This window comes from Mesorhizobium sp. WSM4310 (assembly GCF_007003935.1).
GTDB lineage: Bacteria > Pseudomonadota > Alphaproteobacteria > Rhizobiales > Rhizobiaceae > Mesorhizobium.
Window position 1 is genome coordinate 31,252 of sequence record NZ_VFTA01000013.1, and the last position, 20,337, is coordinate 51,588.

Below are 20,337 nucleotides of genomic sequence, written 5' to 3' on the forward strand. Positions count from 1 at the left end.
ACGTGAACACCGAAGTGACAGCGCGCCTGCCTGAAGAATCTACGAAGCAGATTGAAAGCGCCACCATCACAGACGGGCAGTTGACCATGCATCTGACCGGCAACGGCTTCGTTGCTATATCGCTTGATCGGGACCGCTTCCCAGACATAGTTGAGCTATACGTCTACCTGGACGACGATGGATATGTCGTCGAGAATTAGTCGCGGCCCGCAATTTCAAACTGACCCACTACCGGGAATTGACAGTGGGCGATGCCATAATGCCGGAAATCGCAGGATGATGGAGGCAAGATGACCGGGACGCCAGTAACGACAATCCTGAACCCGCGGGCGTGCTGATGGCGCCGGTCAAGGTCGATCCCGACAAGGTGCGGGAATTCTCCGACGCGGCGAGTTTTTATGCCTGGCTCGGCCAGCACCACGCCACCGAAAGCGAGGTGTGGATCAAGGTGCACAAGGTCGGGTCGGGACTTAAGTCGATCACGCCGAAGGAGGCCATCGACGTCGTGCTGTGCTTCGGCTGGATCGATGCGGTGCGCAAGGGGCTGGACGAGAACAGTTTTCTCCAGCGCTACACGCCGCGCGGCAAGAAGAGCATCTGGAGCAAGATCAACATCGACAATGTCGCGCGGCTGGTGGAGGAGGGCCGCATGACCGGGCATGGGCTGAAACAGGTCGAAGCCGCCAAGGCCGACGGGCGCTGGGCGCGCGCCTATGGCGGCAGCAAGGAGATGAAAATCCCCGACGATTTGCAGGCGGCCATCGATGCCGAGCCGGCGGCGAAGGCGATGCTGGAAAAACTCAGTGCGCAGAACCGCTTCTCGCTCGCCTTCCGCATCCACAACATGAAGACCGAGGCCGGCCGCAAGAAGAAGATCGAGACCTTTGTCGCGATGCTGAAGCGTGGCGAGACGATCTATCCGCAGAGCGAGAAGTAGCCTCAGCCGCCCGAATGCGGGTCGATGCCGTAGGGGTGAACCGGACAGCCTTGGCCGATGGCTTCGCCCACGCGGCCGGTCCAGGCGAGGAATGCCGGGTAGTCCGCTGGAGAGAAGCCGCAATCCCCGGCGCGGTGGCTGTAGGCGTAGATGGCGATGTCGGCGATGGTGAGGTCGTTTCCGGTGAGGAACGGCGTCTCGGCAAGGCTGCGGTCCAGGGCGGCCAGCGCGCGGGCGCCGGCCTCGCGCTTGCCGGCAACCATGGCCTGGTTGCGCTCGAGCCGTCCGGTCAAGGTCCAAAAACGCAGCGAGCCGATGACTGGCTCGACATTGTACTGTTCGAAGAGCAGCCACTGCATCACCTTGGCGCGCCGGTAGCGGTCCGCCGGCAGCAGGGGCGTGCCTTCGGCGAGGTAGGTGAGGATCGCGTTGGATTCGGCGATGGCGCTGCCGTCTTCGAGCTGGAGCACGAGAACCGCGCCCGCCGGGTTGAGGGCAAGGAAGGCATCGCTGTGGCTCTCGCCCTCGAAGATAGAGACGAGGCGGGTCTGGTAAGGGATCTTCAGCAGGCCGAGCAGGACCCGGACTTTCCAGCCATTTTGCGATGGCAGATAATCGTGAAGCGTGAGCATGGCCGATCCTCGTGATCGGCGAACGATCGCATGGCACGCCATCGGACGACACCCGATTCCTGTTCGGTCAATTCATGCACTCGGCGGCACAATGATTGCGATCTCCGCCGCCTAATAAATCAATTACGGCTATGCCATCTTTCCCCGAGACGATAACGGAGGCATTCCCCATGACCACGCATCCCGACAAAGTCGCCCTCATCACCGGTGCCAATCGCGGCATCGGACTTGAAACCGGCCGCCAACTGGCGAAACTCGGTTTCACCGTGCTGCTCGGCGTGCGCGATCTGGCCAAGGGCGAGGTGGCGGCGAAAGCGCTCGACGGCCATGTCGAGGCCATCGCGCTCGATGTCGCAGCATCCGACGCGGCTGCAAGGGCAGCCGATGAGGTCGAACGCCGGTTCGGGCGGCTCGACGTGCTGATCAACAATGCCGCCATCCACTACGACACCGGCTCGCGTGCCTCGCGGCCGGACTGGACTGTCATCCGCGAAGCCTTCGAGACCAATGTCTTCGGCGCCTGGCGGGTGGCGGCCGCCTTCGCGCCGCTGCTCAAGGCCGGCGGCCACGGAAGGCTGGTCAATGTGTCGTCCGAGGGCGGTTCGCTGGCCTCGATGGGAGCGGGCGCGCCGGCCTACTCGACATCGAAGGCGACGCTCAATGCGCTGACCTGCGTGCTGGCGGCGGAATTGCGCGGCTCCGGCGTGCTGGTCAATGCCATCTGCCCGGGCTGGGTCGCCACCGACATGGGCGGGCCGGGCGGACGCCCGGTGGCGCAAGGGGCGGCCGGCATCGTCTGGGCCGCGACCTTGCCGGATGACGGGCCGACGGGCGGCTTCTTCCGCGACGGCAAAAGACTGCCGTGGTGAGCGAACAGGAGGCGAAGATGAGAATTGGAATTCTGGGCGCCGGCATGATCGGTGGCACGGCCGGAGGGCTGTCGCAAGCCCGGCGCTTCGATGCCGACACCACCGTCTTCGACAGCGGCATGAGCGGTCCGCAAGTTCGGACAGCACTCGGGGTGGCTTGAGGCGGTTCACGATCTGAAGCGCGGAGTTACCGTAAGCACCTGTTTTGACTAACTTTCAGCGGATCCGGCTTGCCTTCTTGTACACAAGAAAAAGCCGCCCTCGCTTTTTAGCGAATGGCGGCCTTTTCCCGGGAGGAAGTCAGAAAAAAGCTGGCGATCAAGCCGCCTTGGCGTGGCCGTGCTTCTTGTGGGTGTGCTTCTTGGCGACGTGCCGGTGGCCGTGCCTCCTTACATGCCGATGGTGCCTCTTGCTGTGCCTAACATGCTTCTTGACGTGCTTGTGCGCGGCAGCCTGGGCCGGCTTGGCCGTGGCAGCGGGAGCCATAGTCGACGCCGCGGGAGCCGGAGCCGTGGTCGGCGCAGCGGCGGCGGTGGCGGCCGCGTTGGCCGTGCTGGTGCCGATAACCGGCATGGCCAGACCGAGCGAAATGGCGAGACCGAGGGCGGAGAGGAGGGGCTTGTTCATGATAGGCTTTCCTTCGGATTGATGGTTGCTGTCACTGGTCGAGGTCGACCGGTGTCACTCCAAGAAGTTTCAGGGCGTTGGCGTAGGTCCGGATGCCTTGCGCCTCCTTGCGCTCGGCACAAAACCGGTTGGCCTTGTCCTGCAGTGCCTCTGCCGTGGCGATCTGGCTGGCGCTGGCACCGGGTTCGGCTTTGGTCCGGATGGCTCCGTCGAGTTGAGAACCGAGCCGGCTGCAATATTCGCTCCGGGTAACCGCCGCCTGCGCAGCCGATTGCGCGACCGCAAGCATGGCGAGCGAAATGCCTGCGAGGGCACCCATCCATCCGGTCGAACGTCGTTGCATTTGTCGGGACCATCCCTTTGCGTTGTGTGGCGACCGCTGTCCGGTCGCTACGAGGATGGTTATCGCAGACGATGTTTTCTTCAGTTTTTCCCGCATGTTGAATCTTGTTTCTGAAGTGTGTCTGGCAGGGTTTTTCCTTCTCCCCTTGAGGGAGAAGGTGGCCTCGCGAAGCGAGGTCGGATGAGGGGTGCTCCAGGGAACGCCAACGTCTCACCCCACTGGAACACCCCTCAACCGTCTCGGCGCTGCGCGCCGATCCACCTTCCCCCCACAAGGGAGGGAAGAGCGTCGCGCCCGCTGCGGCGCTTGCGCCTCTTCCTCTGGCGCCCGCCATCGCGTATGGCCCGGGGAAAATCCTCCCAAATTCCAATTCCCCGGAAACCGCATGATCAGACTTGAAAGCATCAGCAAGCAGAACGGCCGTCAGCTTGTCTTCATCGAGGCGTCTGCTTCCTTGCAGAAGGGCGAGAAGATTGGCCTTGTCGGGCCGAACGGTGCCGGCAAGACCACCTTGTTCCGCATGATCACCGGCCAGGAGCAGCCCGACGAGGGCCAGGTGCAGGTCGATCGCGGCGTCACAATCGGCTATTTCAGCCAGGATGTCGGCGACATGGAAGGCCATAGCGCCGTCGCCGAAGTGATGAACGGCGCCGGGCCGGTGAGCGATGTCGCGGCCGAGATGGCGGAACTGGAAGCGGCGATGGCCGACCCGGACCAGGCCGAGCGGATGGACGAGATCATCGAGAAGTATGGTGAGGCGCAGCATCGCTTCGAGGAGCTCGACGGCTATGCGTTGGACGGCCGCGCCCGCGAAGTGCTCGACGGTCTGGGCTTTTCCCAAGAGATGATGGACGGCGATGTCGGCAAGCTGTCGGGCGGCTGGAAGATGCGCGTGGCGCTGGCGCGTATTCTGCTGATGCGGCCCGATGTCATGCTGCTCGACGAGCCGTCCAACCATCTGGATCTCGAAAGCCTGATCTGGCTGGAGCAGTTCCTGAAGGGCTATGACGGCGCGCTGCTGATGACCTCGCACGACCGCGAGTTCATGAACCGCATCGTCAACAAGATCGTCGAGATCGATGCCGGCTCGCTCACCGCCTACTCGGGCAATTACGAATTCTACCAGCAGCAGCGGGCGATTGCCGACAAGCAGCAGCAGGCGCAGTTCGAGCGCCAGCAGGCGATGCTGGCCAAGGAGATCGCCTTCATCGAGCGCTTCAAGGCGCGCGCTTCCCATGCCGCGCAGGTGCAGAGCCGGGTGAAGAAACTCGACAAGATCGACCGCGTCGAGCCGCCCAAGCGCCGCCAGATCGTCAATTTCGAGTTCCAGCCGGCGCCACGCTGCGGCGAGGATGTCGTCACCTTGAAGAACGTCCACAAGGCCTATGGCAGCCGCGCCATCTATGAGGGGCTCGACTTCCAGGTCCGCCGCCGCGAGCGCTGGTGCATCATGGGCGTCAACGGCGCCGGCAAGTCGACGCTTCTGAAGCTGGTGGCCGGCGCTTCCGACCCCGACACCGGCACGGTGGCGCGCGGGCCGAGCGTGAAGATGGGCTATTTCGCCCAGCACGCCATGGAGCTGCTCAAAGGCGAGCGCACCGTGTTCCAGACGCTGGAAGACAATTTCCCGCAGGCCGGCCAGGCGCCGCTTCGCGCACTCGCCGGCTGCTTCGGCTTTTCCGGCGACGAGATCGAGAAGAAGTGCCGGGTGCTGTCAGGCGGCGAGAAGGCGCGGCTGGTGATGGCGCTGATGCTGTTCGACCCGCCCAATCTGCTGGTGCTGGACGAGCCGACCAACCACCTCGACATCGCCACCAAGCAGATGCTGATCGAGGCGCTGTCGCAATATGAGGGCACCATGCTGTTCGTCTCGCACGACCGGCATTTTCTGGCAGCACTTTCGAACCGCGTGCTGGAGCTGACGCCGGAAGGCATCCACACCTATGGCGGCGGCTATACCGAGTATGTCGAGAGGACGGGGCAGGAGGCGCCGGGGCTGCGGAGCTAGAGCAATTCCAGGAAAAGTGTGAGCGGTTTTCCGTCCGGAATTGCGTCAAAACAAAGAGTTAGGCGGGTCGCCGTTTCCATGAAACGGTGAAACGCTCGAGGCTGCCAGGGACCTTGTGAGACGCGCCCGCCGGCATTGGTCGCTCTTGGCCATTGTCATCGCATTGCGCTCAGCCGAGTTCCTGGGCGAGGCCGATGAGAAGGTCTCCGGGTCCGCGAATGTAGCAGAGCCGATATACGTCCTTGTACTGAACGACCTCGCCTGCGAGCCGCGCACCGCGCTTGCGAAGCCGTTCAAGCGTATCGTCGATGTCGTCCACGGTGAACATGACGCGCAGGTAGCCCAGGGCGTTGACCGGGGCGTCGCGGTGATCCGCGACGACCGGCGGCGTGAGGAAGCGGGATAGTTCGAGCCGGCTGTGACCGTCGGGCGTGCGCATCATGGCAATCTCGACGTGCTGATCGCCCAGTCCGGTGACACGTCCCGCCCATTCGCCTTCGATCGTGGCCCGCCCTTCGAGTTCAAGGCCGAGCTCGCGAAAGAAATCGATCGTCTCTTCGAGGTCATCGACGACGATTCCGACATTGTCCATCCGTTTGAGCGCCATGCGTCCAACCTCGTGTCTGGATCAACAGCCTGCGGGTCTTCGGCCAGGGATCGGTCTTCGGCCAGCGAAAAGGCGGCTGTCGAGCCGACGCCGCCTTCCGGACTTTTCCGTCAGACCTCTTACCGTCGAAGGAATGGGCGAGAGTCCCTTACCTCAGCGAGATGGCCATGCCGCTGAGATCGGCGTTGACCTGCAGCCCGACCTGCTTGCCGGTGAGCTCGAGCTGGGCACCCCTGTCATTCGTCATGACGATCATCTGGGCGCCTTTGCCGAGCGTGCCGCCGCCGCCCGCCGCACCGTAGACCCCCGTCACATCGCGGACGCGCCTGATGTGGCGCACGGTGCCTCGGAAATAGGTTTTTGAAACGCCGAAGGCGAGGCCGCCCGAGACGCCGCCGATCGAGATGGGATAGGTTTTGCCGTGGAAGGTGAACGTGCCTTCGCCGCCGGAACCGCCGACGAAGAAGGCCGCCTTGTAGACGGCAAAGCGGATCGTGCCGCTGTCGGCATGCGCGGCGCTGGCAAAGCCGATGCCCGCGGTGGCGATGGCGGCAACCGCGATTCTACGAAATCCGGACGAAATATTCATGATGAAAGCTCCTCAAGTCGCCACTTGCCCACCCGACCGGGCGCGCCAGCGCTGTGTTAAAGTTACAACGGAACAGTCTCGCCCGTCATTTGGTTCCAGGCACGCGGCCTGAATCTGGCCGCGGAAAGATCGACATGAAGCGAGGCCTATGGCAAGCGCTCCGGCGGGACATCGCGTACACGTGATTGGCGCCGACGCGGCGCCTGCGAGGTTTGCGGCCAGCGAGAAGGGCTTCGGATGAGGGTTGAGATGCGAATTGCAGTGTCCGTCGCATTGGCCGCGACAGTGGCCGGATGCGCGACCTCTCCAGTCGACTATGGCGCGTCGCTTTCGCCGCAGGATCCGAAATGGGCGTCGCCGGAATGCCAGCAGGCGCGGGCGGCGGCTTCGGACTACGCGGCGCGCGAAAAACACCATCCGGGCTGGGAATTCGCGGTCCTCGGCCCGTACGGCCTGGGCATCATCGCGGCCACCAAGGAGGCCGAGCAGAAGCAGCGAAAGCGTTACGCCCGCGACGTGCACCTGCAATGCTCGAGCCTGCCTTTGCCGAAAGAGTTGCAGGGCGATCCAAACCCGGGCGCAAAGGCGAAATATCCGTAGCCGTGGCTGTTGACGGCGCCCGTCCTCTGCCGTTGCGGACATCCGGCCAACCTGCGACCATATCGTCATGGAAGAACCTGCCGCGCCATGGCCCTTGCTGCAAATCGCGATCGAGGCGAAGTCGAGAGCCGATGAGGAGAAGCTGCGTATCGCCCTGTCGAGGCTGGCGGACGAGAATCCTTGGTTCCATGTCAAGTGGGACGAGGAATCCGGTCAGACAATTGTGGCCTACATGGACGAGCCTGAGCTCGACAGCATCATTGAGCGTCTGCGCCGCGAGTTCATGATCAACGTGAACGTCGGCTCACCGCAGGTCGCCCATCGCGAGACGATCACCCGCAGCCACCAGCAAGACTACACCCACAGGAAGCAGTTCGGCGGCGCGGGCCAGTTCGCCCGCGTCAAGATTGCGTTCGAGCCGAACGCGTACAATCCGGACTTCGTTTTCGCGTCCAGGATCGCCGGCGGCGCGGTTCCGAACGAATATGGTGCGGCGGTCGAAAAGGGGCTGCGCAGCGCCCTGTCGTCGGGGCCGTTCGCGGGCTTTCCCATGATCGGCGTCAAGGCGACGCTGGTGGACGGCGCCTGGCACGAGACCGACTCCTCGGCCCCGGCTTTCGAGGTTGCGGCCCGCGCCTGCTTTCGCGAGGCCGCGCCGTATCTCGGCGTGCAACTGCTCGAACCGATCATGAAGGTCGAGGTGGTGACGCCGGCGGACTATGCCGGCAGCATCACCGGCGAGCTGAAGAGCCGCCGTGGCCGGATCGGGGACCAGGAAGGTCGCGATGTTGCCGTCGTCATCCACGCCATGGTGCCGCTCTCAGCCATGTTCAAGCTGGAAGAGACACTGCGGTCGCGTTCGAACGGGCAGGCACGCTTGAGCGCCTTCTATGCCGGATACGAGCCCGTTCCGATGCCTGACAATCGCGATCCGCCGCCCGCCGCGGCCGCGTTCGCCTGACTTCCGCTCACCTCTCCTGTGGTCGCACTGCTCCTGCTGTCGGCTCGGCTTTATGATGCGGCGTTGACCGCGAATTGCGCGGCGAAGGCCCTGGCGTAAGCGGGGCGAGCTTCGCCGCGCGCCACATAGGCCGCCAGGTTTTGATATTCGTCCAGAATGCCTGACATGCGTAGCCGCAGCAGCACCGATACCATCAAAAGGTCACCGGCGCTGAACGCACCATCGAGCCACTCGGCGGCGCCCAGATAGGCCGAGAGCTGGTCCAGCCGGGCGCGAACCCGGTCCTTGACCAATGGCAGGCGCTCCTCGCTCCAGGATCTGTCGGCTTCGAATATTCTCGCCGTCGTCAATTCGAGGATGGGCGGCTCGACGGTATTGAGGGCGGCAAACATCCAGGTGATGGCACGCGCGCGGGCATCGCGATCCCTGGGCAGCAGGCCCGCATGCCGCTCGGCAAGATGAAAGACGATCGAGCCGGTCTCGAACAGGCACAGAGATCCTTCCTCATAGGTGGGGATCTGGCCGAACGGATGGATGGCCATATGGCCAGGCGCCTTCATCCCGGCGAAGGAAACGAGACGAACTTCATAGGGTTGCCCCACTTCTTCGAGCGCCCAGCGAACGCGCGTATCGCGCGCCAGTCCCTTGCCGCCGTCGGGCGATCGTTCGAAGGCGGTGATGGTGGGGATCATGGCAGGCTCCGGCTGGTTGGTTCGGTTCTTGGTTGCACCCAGAGGACGAACGGCCGGGGCGATTCCCGACAACCGCCTGGTTTTTCCGGACCGCGGGATTTAACGCTTCGGACCGGTTAAAAAGCGTCCTCGGCTCTAGCGCAGCAGGCCTTCCGCCTCGAATGTGTCCCAGCCCTCCAGCTTCGGCGGTGGAGCATCATCGTTTCCCGAAGTCCTGGCGCTGCGCGCCTTGCGCTGTCGTTTTCCCGCGCGCGTCAGGGCGGCCTTGCCGGCACCGCGCCGTCTGTTTTCGGACGCTTCCTGCGCATCTTCCTCCCGCCAGGCGCTCGCCAGGTCGCGATCGAGAACATCCTCGATGTGGCGTGGATCGAAGACATGGAAGGTCACGGCCTTGGACCGCCCGCGCATCTTGACGGTGCGGGTGCCGATGCTCTTCAGGCGGCCGTCCTTCAGCCATTTGTGGCGCTCGCGGGCGGAGATGGTGAGAATGTCTTCTGCCTCGCGCGGAAGCACGGCGAGGGTTTCGATCCCCTCCAGTGTCCTGGAGATGATTGCCGAGGCCGCCTGGAAGGCATCCGCGTCGGTTTTCAACATGCGCAGGATGATGCGGCCGGTCTCGGCCTTGGCAAATTTCCTTACAGCCCACGGCAGGCGGGCTCGAATTTCGCGTTCGATCCCCTTCAGGCGCAAGGCGGAGCCAAGCGTTGCCGATGGCGGCAGCGGCCACTCGGCGACTGCTGACGCTTTGGCGGTGCTCAGGCCTTGCTCGCGATCAGGCGCGCCGGCAATTGCCGCGACGATGCCACTCAGGACCTTTCGCAGGGAATCGCGCTTCTTGTCCGCCATGTTTCATGTTCGCTCATCAGGTGCCTTCGTGGAACGGCACTTCGCACTGCAGACAACCGAAATCAGGTTCAAACAGTTCCTTAGCATGCGCAGCCACCTGTTGCCGCTTCGCCAAACCATTGCGATGCGGCCTGCGCAGCTTCGCCAAGGTCAGGCTCGCCATCAGCGGCCCAGGCGACGAAGCCATCGGGGCGCACGAGCAGGGCGCTCAGGCCCAGGCGGTCCCTGGCATCCCCGGCGACATAGGCGATCCGCCCGCTCCAGTGGCTGGCAAGCGCTTGCAGGGCAGGGTGGGAATCGAAGTCCAGCAACAGGCCTTGGCCGTTCCGCAAGCGCTCGCCGAGCCTCGTTGCGTCGGCCAGTTCGAAATCGGGCGCGCTGCGGCCCACCAGTGGGTGGCTGCCGCCAAGGTCGTAGCGCAGCGAAACGCCCCAGACGCGCTCGGCGAAGTAGGTCGCGCCGTCGCGCGTGTCGATGAGGTCGCGGATGATGGCTTCGAGCGCGCGTGAACTGCGGCTTGGCCGCATCAGCGCGACCTGGGCGCGCGACCAGTCGAGGATTTGCGCGGCCACCGGATGCCGCTCGTCGAAATAGCTGTCGATGAGGCCGGCCGGCGCGTCGCAGCGGATGGTGGCGGCAAGCTTCCAGCCGAGGTTCATCGCGTCGCCAATCCCAAGGTTGAGCCCCTGGCCGCCCAGCGGCGAATGGATGTGTGCGGCGTCCCCGGCAAGCAGCACCCGCCCGTTGCGGTAGGTGGTCGCCTGGTAGGCGCGATCGGTCCAGGTGGTGGCGAGGCGCAGCGCCGTCAGGGTGACGTCGGTGCCGGACACGCGGCGCAGCACCGCCTGCACGTGCTCCAGCGTGACCGGCTCTGTCCGATGGAAAGCGGCGCCGTCGAACTCAACCATCGCGATGGTGCCTGGCCGCGAGTAGGTGTACATGCCCGTCGGGGTGTAGTGGCGGCCAAGGCCGAGCGTGTCCGGATCGGCAATTTCGACGTCGACGGAATAGCCGGTGAACTCGGCAGCGGTGCCGGTGAAGGCAAAGCCGCCAAGCTTGCGCACCGTGCTGCGGCCGCCATCGCAACCGACGAGCCAGCGGGCGCGAAAGACCTCGCCACCGGCGCGGATAGTCACATCCTCGTGCGACTGGGCGAAGTTTTCGACGCCGAGCCCGCGCCTGATCTCGACGCCCATTGCGTCTGCGCGGGTGGCGAGCGCGGTTTCCAGATGCTCCATCTCGACCGCCATGCTGGTGCCCGCCGGGCCGGGCAGGCGATAGGGCCATTTCGAGCTGTCGACGGCGTCGAGATGGAACTGGATGCCGGCGAAATGGCCGCCCGGGCGGCGCGGCTGCCGCATCCAGTGCGCGGCGGCCAATGTGTCGTCGCCCGGGCCATTCTTCGCCGGCAGCGGCACAATGGCGTCCAGCAGGCCGCGACGATGGAAGGCCTCGATGGTCGGGGCTGACAGACCGCGCATGCCGAAAGGAAGCCGTTTCAGCGGCGAGCTGGGGTCGTCGGCCTTTTCCAATACCAGGACCGAGAGGCCGGCCAGGCGCAGCTCGCAAGCGAGAAACAAGCCGACCGGGCCGGCGCCGGAGATGATGACGTCATAGGAAATTGGGTGGTGGCTGTGCATGAAACTACTCCTTGGTCGATGTTCGACCGGAGCGTTCCTCGAGATAAGAACCACACGGACGAACGACAGGGCGCTGGATCAGCGTCCGATGTTCGTCGTGGGGATCTCGTGCACGAAGCCAAAGACCAGAGCTCTCGTTACCGAGAGGAGTTGGGCTTACCAAACCAACTCTGCCTTTTCCGACGTGGGTTATATAGCGATGTGGCGATTGGTCTGCAACAGGTGAGGCGGCGGCCAAGGGCAACGCCATTGGTTAGGGGCAATCTAGCCCGCGGCCAGCCATTTACGCGATAGGGCGAAGGCCTTGAAGGCCTTGGCCTCCATCGGACGGCCAAAAAGGTAGCCCTGCAGGATATCGCAGCCAAGTTCCTTGAGGATGCGCGCATGCTCCATCGTCTCGACGCCCTCGGCGACCACTTCGATGCCGAGCGATTTGCCGATCTCGATGATCGACGCCACCAAATGCCGTTGCGCCATTGAGCCGGTGATGGGTGTGATCAGTTGGCGGTCGATCTTGAGGCGGCGCGGACGCAATTTGAGCAGCGAGACGATCGAGGCGTGGCCGGTGCCGAAATCGTCGATCTCGATGTCTATGCCGAGCTCCTTGATGTGGTCGATATTCCACGTGACCAGGTCGTCGTTTTCATCGAGGAAAATGGACTCCACCAGTTCGAACGACACCGTTCCAGCCTTGATGGCGAGCTTGCGCAGACCTTCAATCAGGTCCCTGTCCTCCAGCCGCCTGGCCGAGACGTTGACCGACACGCGCGGGATGTTGAGATGACTGTGCGACCAACGCTCGAAATTCTCTAGCGCGTGTTTGAGGACGATGCGGTCGATCAGCGCCACGACGTTGAGTTCTTCAGCCACCTTGAGATAAGCGTCAGGGGCCAGGATGCCGCGTCGCGGGTGCTTCCAGCGCGACAACGCCTCGACGCCGACGATCTCGAGCGTGCTGGCGTCGAACTGCGGTTGATAGTAGGCGACGAATTCGTTCCGCTCCAACCCGCCCAGGATCTCGTCGGCGATCTGCTTGGTCCGCACGATCTCGCTCTGCAACTCCTCGTTGAAGAACTCGTAGCGGTTGCGGCCACGGCTTTTGGCCCGATAGAGCGCCAGATCGGCGTTGACCAGCAACTGTTTCACGTCGACGCCGTTGTTGGCGGCAATGCCGATACTGACCCCGAAACGGCACGGATGACCGCGGTAATCGACAGGTTGGCGCATGTCCTCGATGATGCGATGGGCAAGTGCCGACAGTCCGTCGTCGTCAAGCCCATGGCTCACCACGACGAACTCGTCGCCGCCGATGCGCGCAACGAAATCGTCATGGCCCGCATTGGCCTGGATAACCTTGGATGCATGCACCAGCATGGCATCGCCCGCAGCGTGGCCGAGCGTGTCGTTGATCTGCTTGAAGCGGTCGAGGTCCAGGTGCAGCAGTGCTGTGCGCCGGTCCGGTTCGCCGTTTTCGGCCAGCAGTTCATCGAGATAGCGGCGGTTGGGCAGGCCGGTCAGCGAATCGTGTAGCGCCGCATACTCGATATGTGCCTTGGCGAGATTGATTTCGGCGTTATTCGATTCCGTCAACTGGCGTTCACGAATGAGGTTTTCGTTGAGCAGCACGTCGCTGGTCACGTCCCATTCGGCGCCGATCAGCTTGGGCGTTCCGCCAATGTCCTGGAAGTAGGTCGCGCGCGTGCGCACATGGCGGACGGTGCCGTCGGGGCGTAGGAGCCGGTATTGTGAGGAATAGGGGCCTTGTTTGGCCGCGGCGAGATCGAAGTCCTGTCTCGCCCGTGCCAGATCTTCAGGATGGATCGCCTGCGCCCAGTCATCATAGCCGCGTGGCTTGCCGTCGGCTGACTTGCCGTAGATCTCGTTGACGCGGTCATCCCACACCATTTCATTGGTGGTGAGGTCGTGTTCCCAAACGCCAATGCCAGAGGCTTCCAGCGCCAGCTCCAGGCGCCCGGACAGGCGCCTCAGCTCGGCGTAGTTTTTCTGCCTTTCGCCAAACAGCCGACCGGCCACCATGATCGGCAGCACCACCAGCGCCCCGGCGAGCAACATAAGCGACCGCAAGGCCCACTCGTTTTTCGGAGCCTCCGGCCAGCCGCCCTTGGGGAGGGCCGAAATCTGCCAGGAACCCGATGGCAGCTGCACATCGGCCGATACGGGATTTCCGGCAATGACCTGGCCGCCGCCGAAAAAGCGTTCGCCGCCGCCGCCCAGCGCATCCTTGCCTGTGAGCGCGACATCGATGTCGAGATCCGGATCGGTCAACCCACTCGCCGCGTAGAGCCGGTCGACATCGACCACCGCCGAGACGATGCCCCAGAAACGGTCGCCGCCGTTCGCGGTCGGAACAAAGACCGGGATGCGGCCGATGAAGCCGCGCCCGCCTTGGGCGAGGTCGACCGGGCCGGCAAACACCAGGACTCGCTGGTCGCGCGCCCGCAGCGCCGCCATGCGCTGCGCTTCGTTCTTGCGGTAATCGAGCCCGATGGCCTTCTCGTTGCCTTCCATGGGGTACATCAGCGAGATCACCAGGTCAGGCGCGCCGGCAATGTTGCGCAATTGCGATTTCTGCTGGAACAGATTTCCGGCAAGCGAGGCAAATCTCTGCTGGCCCATAAAGGGTTCGGTATCGATGGCCGAGACCAAACCCTGAACAAGCTGAAGATTGCCGTTAATGTTGCCTTCGAGCTTGGCGCGGATGATGTTTACCTTGGCCAGCACGTCGGCGCGCGCCAGTTGGTCGGAGACCCTCCTGTTCTGCTGGTCGGCAACGATGGAGCAGATCAGAAGCACGACAAAAGCGATCGCCGCCGGCAAGTTGGCGGAAGAAAGAACGGCCCGTCTCAGGCGGCCGAGGCTGAATCCAGTGATGGTCAATTCGACCCTGACACCTTTCCTGAACTATAGCTCATCGATGGACTGTAGTAGAAAACGCTTAAATTTACCCTTCCAGACTGGTGGCAAGTTTCGGCATCAGCTATGGCAGGCGGACGGGCGGCGGAAGTACAATGGCAAGGCGTTTTGCGTTTCTTTTGGTTCGCGACTTCACGCTGTCGCCGCTGTCGCTGTTCATCGACACGCTGCGGCTGGCGGGCGATGAGGGCGACCGCAGCCGCAGGATCGAGTTCGACTGGGAGATCGTCGGCGAACGCGGCCTGCCGATCCGGGCCAGCTGCGGCGTCGAATTGCTGCCCACCAAGGGGATCGGCAATCCGGAGGATTTCGACAATATCGTCGTGGTCGGCGGCCTGCTCGACACCAACCGCAGCCTGAGTTCCGACAAGGAGGCCTTCCTGTTGCGGGCTGCCGAAAAGGGGGTGCCGCTGACGGCGCTCTGCACGGGAAGCTTCGTACTGGCGCGCTACGGCCTGCTCGACGGCTACGCCGCCGCCGTCAGCTGGTTCCACATCAAGGATTTCCGCAGCCAGTTCCCCGATGTCAACGCCCATGCCGACAGCCTGTATTCCGTCGACCGGGGCCGCTCGACCTGCGCCGGCGGCACGGGGGCGGCCGACCTTGCCGGCTATTTCGTGTCGCAGTTCATCGGCCAGAAGGCGGCGGAAAAGGCCGCCAAGATCCTGGTGCTCGACCGCATCAGGAGCAGCCGGGACGTGCAGCCTGTCGGCGACCTGTTCCCGGCGGCGTCAAGCCGCGCGGTCAAGCGCGCTTTGCTGTTGATGGAGAGCAACCTGCAGGAGACGCTGTCCGTCGGCGAGATCGCAACCCGGCTCAACTGCTCGAGGCGCCAGCTCGAACGGCTTTTCGGGACGGAGCTGGGTATCGGCCCGATGGCGGCATACCTGGCGCTGAGAGTGCATCATGCGAAGTCGCTGCTCGAAGGCAGCGACCTGCAGATCGGTGACATCGCCTACCGCTGCGGCTTCACCAATGCCGGCCATTTCAGCCGCGTGTTCCGCCAGCAGACAGGCGTCACGCCGACCCATCTGCGGCATCCCAACCGCCTGGCGAGCGTCTCGGCGGGGCAATGAAGCCGGCCGCGTAGCGCCGCTTCGGCGTTGCCTGAACCACTCTCGCTTCCGCGCAAAGGCGAGCGCGGGCGTACCAAGGCAAAGGCCACGCCGTCGAGACCGAGAGAACTTGGCTTGCCAACCCAAGTCTGCCTTTTATGACGAGGGAATATAAAGTTATAAGGGATTGCTCCGAAACAGGATGAAATCCAATGGTTTTCTGGACGGCAAGCGTGGCTGGATTGGCGATCGCCTATCTCCTCGGTTCGACGCCTACGGGCTATCTGGTGGGGAAACTGCTCGGGGGCATCGATATCCGGCAGCATGGCTCCCGATCCACGGGCGCGACCAACGTGTTACGTACGCTTGGAAAATGGCCCGCCTTTGTGGTGCTGCTGATCGATGTGCTGAAAGGCGTGGCGGCAATCGTATTTGCAAAGTGGTTTTACGCCTGGCTTCTTACATCGCTCGCGCCACCGACAGCGCTTGACCCGCAAACCTTTCTGCCCTGGGCCATCTGCCTGGCCGGACTTGCCGTTTTGCTGGGGCATGGCCGTTCGATCTGGTTGAATTTCACCGGCGGCAAATCCGCGGCGACGGGGCTGGGCGTACTGTTGGCGCTTGCCTGGCCGATCGGCTTGGGTGCCGCGGCGACCTTCTGCGTCGTGCTGGCAATTTCCAGAATTGTATCCCTGAGTTCGATGCTGTCCGCGTCAACAGCAATCGCTCTCGTCTGTGCCCTGGAGCAACCATTGCCCTACCGGCTGCTGGTGATTGCCGGCGGCCTCTACGTGGTCGCGCGCCATCGCGCCAACATCCAGCGGCTGGTCGCCGGGACGGAGCCGCGCCTAGGGCAAGCTAGCCCGCGTCACGAAATCCGCTGACCATCCTCGTCGAGCAGAACGCAGCCTTCGGGATCGAATCCGATGTCGATCGCCTCGCCTTCGCGAAGGACGCGGCCGGTGATCGGCGCGTTGGCGCGGATGATCGTCTTGCCGCCGATGTCGATCTCGTAGATCGCGCTGCCGCCCAGATACGAGGCCGAGACGACACGGCCGGACAGCCTGTTGATGCTTGCCGCCGTGCCGACCGACAGTTTCTGCGGCCGCAGCACGACCGTGACCTTGCTGCCCTGCGCAAGCGGCCTTGGGCAGGCCACCTCGACCGTCTGGCCGGTGGCAAGCGTCACCGTCGTCGCTTGGCCGGACCGGCTCACGGTGCCGGCGAGCATGTTGGCCTTGCCGAGGAAGTCGGCGACGAAGGCCGTGGCGGGCGTCTCATAGACTTCCTGCGGGGTTCCGATCTGCTCGACCGCGCCGGCGTTCATCACCACGATGCGATCCGACATGGAGAGCGCTTCCTCCTGGTCGTGGGTGACGAAGATGGCGGTAATGCCGGTTTCCTTCTGGATCTTCTTGATCTCGACGCGCATCTCCTCACGCATATTGGCGTCCAGCGCCGACAGCGGCTCGTCGAGCAGCAGCACCTGCGGCTCGAAGACGATGGCGCGGGCGAGCGCGATGCGCTGCTGCTGCCCGCCCGACAGCTGCGACGGCAGCTTCTTCTCGCTGCCCGGCAGCCGCACCATCTCGAGCGCCTGGCCGACCTTGCGGGCGATCTCGGGCTTCGGCACGTTGCGGTACTTCAGGCCGAAGGCGACATTGTCGAAGACGTTCTTGTGCGGAAACAGCGCATAGCTCTGGAAGACCAGTCCGATGTTGCGCTTGTAGATCGGCACGTCGTCGACCCGTCGCCCGTCGATCATGATCTGGCCGCCCGAAATGTCGACGAGGCCGGCGATGGAGCGCAGGATCGTCGTCTTGCCGCAGCCCGAAGGGCCGAGCAAGGTGACGAAGCTGCCCTTGGCGATGGACAGCGAGAAATCGCGCACGGCGACGAACTTGCCATAGGCGATGTCGATGTCGCGGAACTCGACCGCCGCCTGGCTTGTCTCGCCGCCGCCCGGAGCGGCTGCGCTCCTTGCCACCCCGGCCGCTTCCGGCCGGGGCACTTCCGAAAGGTCGTTTCTGTCAGGCACCTTTCGAGATCCTGTTCCACTGCTTGGTCCAGGCATCCTCGTTGGTCGCCCAGTAGACCGGGTCGGCGAAGGTCAGCGACTTCATCGTGCCGGTCTTGTCGAAGGCCGGCAGCTTCTCGATCTTCTCGGTGAGCTTGACCTTTGTCGGGTCGAGCGACGGCGGATAGCTCTGGCCCTCGGCAACCGCAATGGCGGTCGCCGGGTCGAGCATGAAGTTGATCAACTCCTCGCACTCGGCCATTGGCGAGCCTTTCAGGATCAGCATATCCTCCATCCAGGCATAGGAGCCGGCGGGGTCGAGATAGCCGATCGGATGGCCCTGGTCCTGCAAGGCGGCGACGCGGCCCGACCAGGCGTCGGTCACCACGATCTCGCCCTTGGAAAGCAGGTCCATCAGCTCCGCGCCGGAGCTCCAGAACTTCTTGGCGAGGTCGCGCGTTTCGCGCACCTTGGCCCAGATCGCGTCCATGTCCTTGAGGTTGTTGGGATCCTGTCCGGTGGCGAGCGCGGCGTACCAGACGCGCGTGGTCATGTCGGAATAGCCGCCGACCTTGCCGGCATATTTCTTGTCGAGCAAAAGGGCCGCGCCCTTTTCCTTGGCTTCCTCGGGCGAGATCACCTTGGTGTTGTAGGCGATGCCGGTCGTGCCATAGTCGTAAGGCACGGCCGAGAGTTTCGGCGTCAGCTTGCGGAACGGGTCGATCATCGGCTGCAGCACATTGGCCATGTTGGGGATGTTGGCCTCGTTGATCTCCGAGGTCAGGCCGCCATTCACGTATTTGATGTAGTAGTTGACGCCGGAGGAATGGATGACCTGGTAGTCGCCGGGCTTGGCGGTCTTGATCTTGGTGATGATCTCGTCCTCGTCGCCGAACGTGCCCTGGATCACCTTGATCTTGGTCTTGGCCGTGTAGGGCTTGAAGGCGTATTTGTCGATCGCGTCCTGCACCGTGCCGCCCCAGCCATCGAAGCGAACCTCCTCGACCGCGGCGAGCGCCTGCCGCATCCAGGGCATGTCGAGACCGGCCGCGGCGGCCGCGGCGGCGGTCAGCGTCAGGAAAGTGCGGCGGCTGAGATCGCCGTTTTGGTACCTATCGTGCAGCCGTTCAAGCCGCTTGCCGTTGGACAGTTTCATCGTGCTTCCTCCTTTGGTTCGTCGCGTCGTTTCAATCTGGTCAGGCTTTGCAGGATCAGGCCGCCGAGCAGCGGGATGCCGACGGTCACCAGGATCATCACGGTGCCGAGCGCGTTGATCTCCGGGCTGATCGAGATCTTGAGCATCGAAAGGATCTGGGTGGGCATGGTCTCGACGCCCGCCGGCCGCCAGAACAGGCTGGCCGACGTATTGTCGAACGAGATGGTGAAGGCGAGCAGCGCGCCGCCGATGACGGCGGGGATGAGCAGCGGCAGCGTGATCTCGCGGAAGGATGAAAAGCGCGAGGCGCCGAGCGAGAGCGCCGCCTCCTCGTAGACGCGGCGGATGCCGACCATGCGCGCCTGGGTGATCAGCACCACATAGGGCACGGCGAGCAGGATGTGGCCGAGCACCAGGAGAAGCATGGTGCGCGGCTGGTCGACCGCCTTGATCAGCACCAGAAGGCCGACGCCGAGGATGGTCTCGGGCACCAGCGCCGGCAGGATCACCAGAGTGCTCAGCGCCTGCTTGCCGCGGAATTCGAAGCGCACCAGCGCAAACGACGTGACGACGCCTATGGCCGTGGTGACGGCGGCGGTGACCAGCGCGATCCAAAGCGACGTGCGGAAGGCGGCCAGCACCGGTTCGTTGGCCATCAGCTTGACGTACCATTGCAGGCTGAAGCCGGTCATCGGGAAGCCGCCGAACATCGAGGCGTTGAACGACAGGATCACCGTCGCCACGATCGGCGCGAACATGAAGATGTAGACGCAGACCGTGACGAAGCCGGTCAGCCGCCAGGCCCATCTGCCTTCCTCTTTGCGCCGCGCCTTCATCCGCCCAATCCCTTGACGATCTGCGACATGCCCATGAAGCGTGTGTAGATGGCGGCGAAGGAGCCGAGCACGAGGAACAGCACGATCGAAAGCGTGGCGCCCATCGGCCAGTTCAGCTCGCCCATGATGGTGTCGTAGATCAGATTGCCGAACAGCGCGTCGCGGCCGGAACCGAGCAGCTGCGGCGTCACATAGCTGCCGGCGGCCAGCACGAAGCAGAGCAGCAGGCCTGCCGCTAGCCCGGGCAGCGAAAGCGGCAGCGTGACCTCGCGGAACGCCTGCGCACTGGTGCAGCCCATCGAGCGCGCGGCCGAGATCAGGGTGCGGTCGATGCCCTCGAGGCTGACATAGACGTTGAGGATCATGTAGGGCAGCAGGAAGTGCAGCATGCCCAGGATGACCGCGCCTTCATTGTAGAGCATCGGCAGCGGCTCGCTGATGATGCCCATCTTCAGCAGCGCGACATTGATGACGCCCTGTTCGCCAAGGATGTTGATCCAGGAAAAGGTGCGGATCGTGAAGCTGATCCAGAACGGCACGATGAGCAGGAGAAGCAGCAGCCATTTGTGCTTGAAGGTCGTCGCCCAGATGAAATAGGCCGGGAAATAACCGAGCACCCCGCAAAGCAGCGCGGTGATGGCGCCGACCCGCAGCGTCTTCAAAAGGAAGCCGGCATAATAGCTGTCGGTCAGGAATTCGTGCCAGTTCGCCGTCGTCAGCGCGCTGGTTTCCACGCCGGCGGTGACGAAGGTGAAGAAGGTGTAGGCGGCCATCACGGCGATCGGCAACACCAGGAAGAAGATCAGCAGCAGGAGCACCGGCGCGACCAGCAGCCATGCCAGCCGTGGATCATACAATGTCCATCGTCGTTTCATGAGCACCCGGTGCGCCTTCTTTGAAGCGCCTGTTTTGTTCCCGGGCCAAGATTGGGTGATTGGAGGCCCGATGTCTACAACAGGCGATTGAGCCAGCGGACATCGGGCGCGTC

At 63.7% G+C, this 20,337-nt stretch carries 21 protein-coding genes and 1 pseudogene; 9 read left to right on the forward strand and 13 right to left on the reverse strand.

The window, feature by feature from the left end:
- Positions 1–2 precede the first annotated feature (2 nt).
- The gene (locus FJV80_RS15965) at positions 3–200 is read left to right on the forward strand and encodes a hypothetical protein (protein ID WP_142876879.1); all 198 of its coding nucleotides are present in this window, start codon (positions 3–5) and stop codon (positions 198–200) included.
- Positions 201–337: 137 nt separating this feature from the next.
- Positions 338–937 (forward strand): YdeI family protein, encoded by a 600-nt coding sequence (locus FJV80_RS15970; protein ID WP_142876880.1) that lies wholly within the window; start codon positions 338–340, stop codon positions 935–937.
- A 2-nt stretch (positions 938–939) separates the two neighbouring features.
- On the opposite strand, the gene FJV80_RS15975 is transcribed toward FJV80_RS15970, so the two are convergent.
- Positions 940–1,569: a glutathione S-transferase family protein gene (locus FJV80_RS15975; RefSeq protein ID WP_142876881.1), complete on the reverse strand. Its 630-nt coding sequence runs from the start codon at positions 1,567–1,569 to the stop codon at positions 940–942.
- Positions 1,570–1,739: 170 nt separating this feature from the next.
- Here FJV80_RS15975 and FJV80_RS15980 point away from each other — a divergent pair, with 170 nt between their 5' ends.
- Together FJV80_RS15980 and FJV80_RS34555 are read left to right on the forward strand one after the other, a co-directional pair.
- Positions 1,740–2,438, forward strand: coding sequence for an SDR family NAD(P)-dependent oxidoreductase (locus FJV80_RS15980; RefSeq protein ID WP_095793590.1), 699 nt, complete (start codon positions 1,740–1,742; stop codon positions 2,436–2,438).
- 17 nt (positions 2,439–2,455) lie between these two features.
- The gene (locus FJV80_RS34555) at positions 2,456–2,599 is read left to right on the forward strand and encodes a hypothetical protein (RefSeq protein WP_185975224.1); all 144 of its coding nucleotides are present in this window, start codon (positions 2,456–2,458) and stop codon (positions 2,597–2,599) included.
- 157 nt (positions 2,600–2,756) lie between these two features.
- On the opposite strand, the gene FJV80_RS15985 is transcribed toward FJV80_RS34555, so the two are convergent.
- Together FJV80_RS15985 and FJV80_RS15990 are read right to left on the reverse strand one after the other, a co-directional pair.
- Positions 2,757–3,065 (reverse strand): hypothetical protein, encoded by a 309-nt coding sequence (locus FJV80_RS15985; protein WP_142876882.1) that lies wholly within the window; start codon positions 3,063–3,065, stop codon positions 2,757–2,759.
- 31 nt (positions 3,066–3,096) lie between these two features.
- Positions 3,097–3,384 carry a hypothetical protein gene (locus tag FJV80_RS15990; RefSeq protein WP_095775097.1) on the reverse strand — a complete coding sequence of 96 codons (288 nt, stop codon included), beginning with the start codon at positions 3,382–3,384 and terminating at the stop codon, positions 3,097–3,099.
- Between the two features lie 409 nt (positions 3,385–3,793).
- Between FJV80_RS15990 and FJV80_RS15995 the strand changes: the two genes are divergently transcribed.
- The gene (locus FJV80_RS15995) at positions 3,794–5,416 is read left to right on the forward strand and encodes an ABC-F family ATP-binding cassette domain-containing protein (RefSeq protein WP_142876883.1); all 1,623 of its coding nucleotides are present in this window, start codon (positions 3,794–3,796) and stop codon (positions 5,414–5,416) included.
- Between the two features lie 169 nt (positions 5,417–5,585).
- Here FJV80_RS15995 and FJV80_RS16000 read toward each other — a convergent pair whose 3' ends face one another.
- Positions 5,586–6,023, reverse strand: a complete 438-nt coding sequence (locus tag FJV80_RS16000) for a VOC family protein (protein WP_095789288.1) — start codon at positions 6,021–6,023, stop codon at positions 5,586–5,588.
- A gap of 148 nt (positions 6,024–6,171) precedes the next feature.
- On the reverse strand, positions 6,172–6,612 hold the full coding sequence (locus FJV80_RS16005; protein WP_095775100.1) for a hypothetical protein: 441 nt from the start codon (positions 6,610–6,612) through the stop codon (positions 6,172–6,174).
- Positions 6,613–6,861: 249 nt separating this feature from the next.
- Between FJV80_RS16005 and FJV80_RS16010 the strand changes: the two genes are divergently transcribed.
- Positions 6,862–7,212 (forward strand): hypothetical protein, encoded by a 351-nt coding sequence (locus tag FJV80_RS16010; RefSeq protein WP_142876884.1) that lies wholly within the window; start codon positions 6,862–6,864, stop codon positions 7,210–7,212.
- 61 nt (positions 7,213–7,273) lie between these two features.
- A pseudogene (gene fusA, locus FJV80_RS16015) lies at positions 7,274–8,173 on the forward strand (elongation factor G); the annotation flags it as partial.
- A 50-nt stretch (positions 8,174–8,223) separates the two neighbouring features.
- Here the strand turns inward: fusA and FJV80_RS16020 are convergent.
- The 4 genes from FJV80_RS16020 to FJV80_RS16035 all read right to left on the reverse strand — a co-directional run bounded on the left by FJV80_RS16020 (position 8,224) and on the right by FJV80_RS16035 (position 14,219).
- Positions 8,224–8,865 carry a glutathione S-transferase family protein gene (locus tag FJV80_RS16020; RefSeq protein WP_142876886.1) on the reverse strand — a complete coding sequence of 214 codons (642 nt, stop codon included), beginning with the start codon at positions 8,863–8,865 and terminating at the stop codon, positions 8,224–8,226.
- 135 nt (positions 8,866–9,000) lie between these two features.
- Positions 9,001–9,711 carry a hypothetical protein gene (locus FJV80_RS16025; protein WP_142876887.1) on the reverse strand — a complete coding sequence of 237 codons (711 nt, stop codon included), beginning with the start codon at positions 9,709–9,711 and terminating at the stop codon, positions 9,001–9,003.
- 80 nt (positions 9,712–9,791) lie between these two features.
- Positions 9,792–11,351: an FAD-dependent monooxygenase gene (locus FJV80_RS16030; protein WP_142876888.1), complete on the reverse strand. Its 1,560-nt coding sequence runs from the start codon at positions 11,349–11,351 to the stop codon at positions 9,792–9,794.
- 264 nt (positions 11,352–11,615) lie between these two features.
- Positions 11,616–14,219: an EAL domain-containing protein gene (locus FJV80_RS16035; protein ID WP_185975222.1), complete on the reverse strand. Its 2,604-nt coding sequence runs from the start codon at positions 14,217–14,219 to the stop codon at positions 11,616–11,618.
- A 161-nt stretch (positions 14,220–14,380) separates the two neighbouring features.
- Here FJV80_RS16035 and FJV80_RS16040 point away from each other — a divergent pair, with 161 nt between their 5' ends.
- Positions 14,381–15,361, forward strand: a complete 981-nt coding sequence (locus FJV80_RS16040; RefSeq protein WP_095775106.1) for a GlxA family transcriptional regulator — start codon at positions 14,381–14,383, stop codon at positions 15,359–15,361.
- Positions 15,362–15,552: 191 nt separating this feature from the next.
- Positions 15,553–16,224, forward strand: a complete 672-nt coding sequence (gene plsY / locus FJV80_RS16045) for a glycerol-3-phosphate 1-O-acyltransferase PlsY (protein WP_142876890.1) — start codon at positions 15,553–15,555, stop codon at positions 16,222–16,224.
- On the opposite strand, the gene FJV80_RS16050 is transcribed toward plsY, so the two are convergent.
- Genes FJV80_RS16050 through FJV80_RS16065 form a run of 4 tightly spaced genes read right to left on the reverse strand, consistent with a single transcriptional unit; the run spans position 16,209 to position 20,224 of the window.
- Positions 16,209–17,378, reverse strand: a complete 1,170-nt coding sequence (locus FJV80_RS16050; RefSeq protein WP_142876891.1) for an ABC transporter ATP-binding protein — start codon at positions 17,376–17,378, stop codon at positions 16,209–16,211. The genes plsY and FJV80_RS16050 overlap by 16 nt on opposite strands.
- A complete protein-coding gene (locus tag FJV80_RS16055) occupies positions 17,371–18,513 on the reverse strand; it encodes an ABC transporter substrate-binding protein (protein ID WP_142876892.1) in 1,143 nt (380 codons plus the stop codon). Before FJV80_RS16055 ends, FJV80_RS16050 begins: the two co-directional genes overlap by 8 nt.
- Positions 18,510–19,349: an ABC transporter permease gene (locus tag FJV80_RS16060; protein WP_095789296.1), complete on the reverse strand. Its 840-nt coding sequence runs from the start codon at positions 19,347–19,349 to the stop codon at positions 18,510–18,512. Before FJV80_RS16060 ends, FJV80_RS16055 begins: the two co-directional genes overlap by 4 nt.
- Entirely contained in the window at positions 19,346–20,224 is an 879-nt protein-coding gene (locus FJV80_RS16065) for an ABC transporter permease (protein ID WP_032931056.1), read from the reverse strand. Before FJV80_RS16065 ends, FJV80_RS16060 begins: the two co-directional genes overlap by 4 nt.
- Positions 20,225–20,337 lie beyond the last annotated feature (113 nt).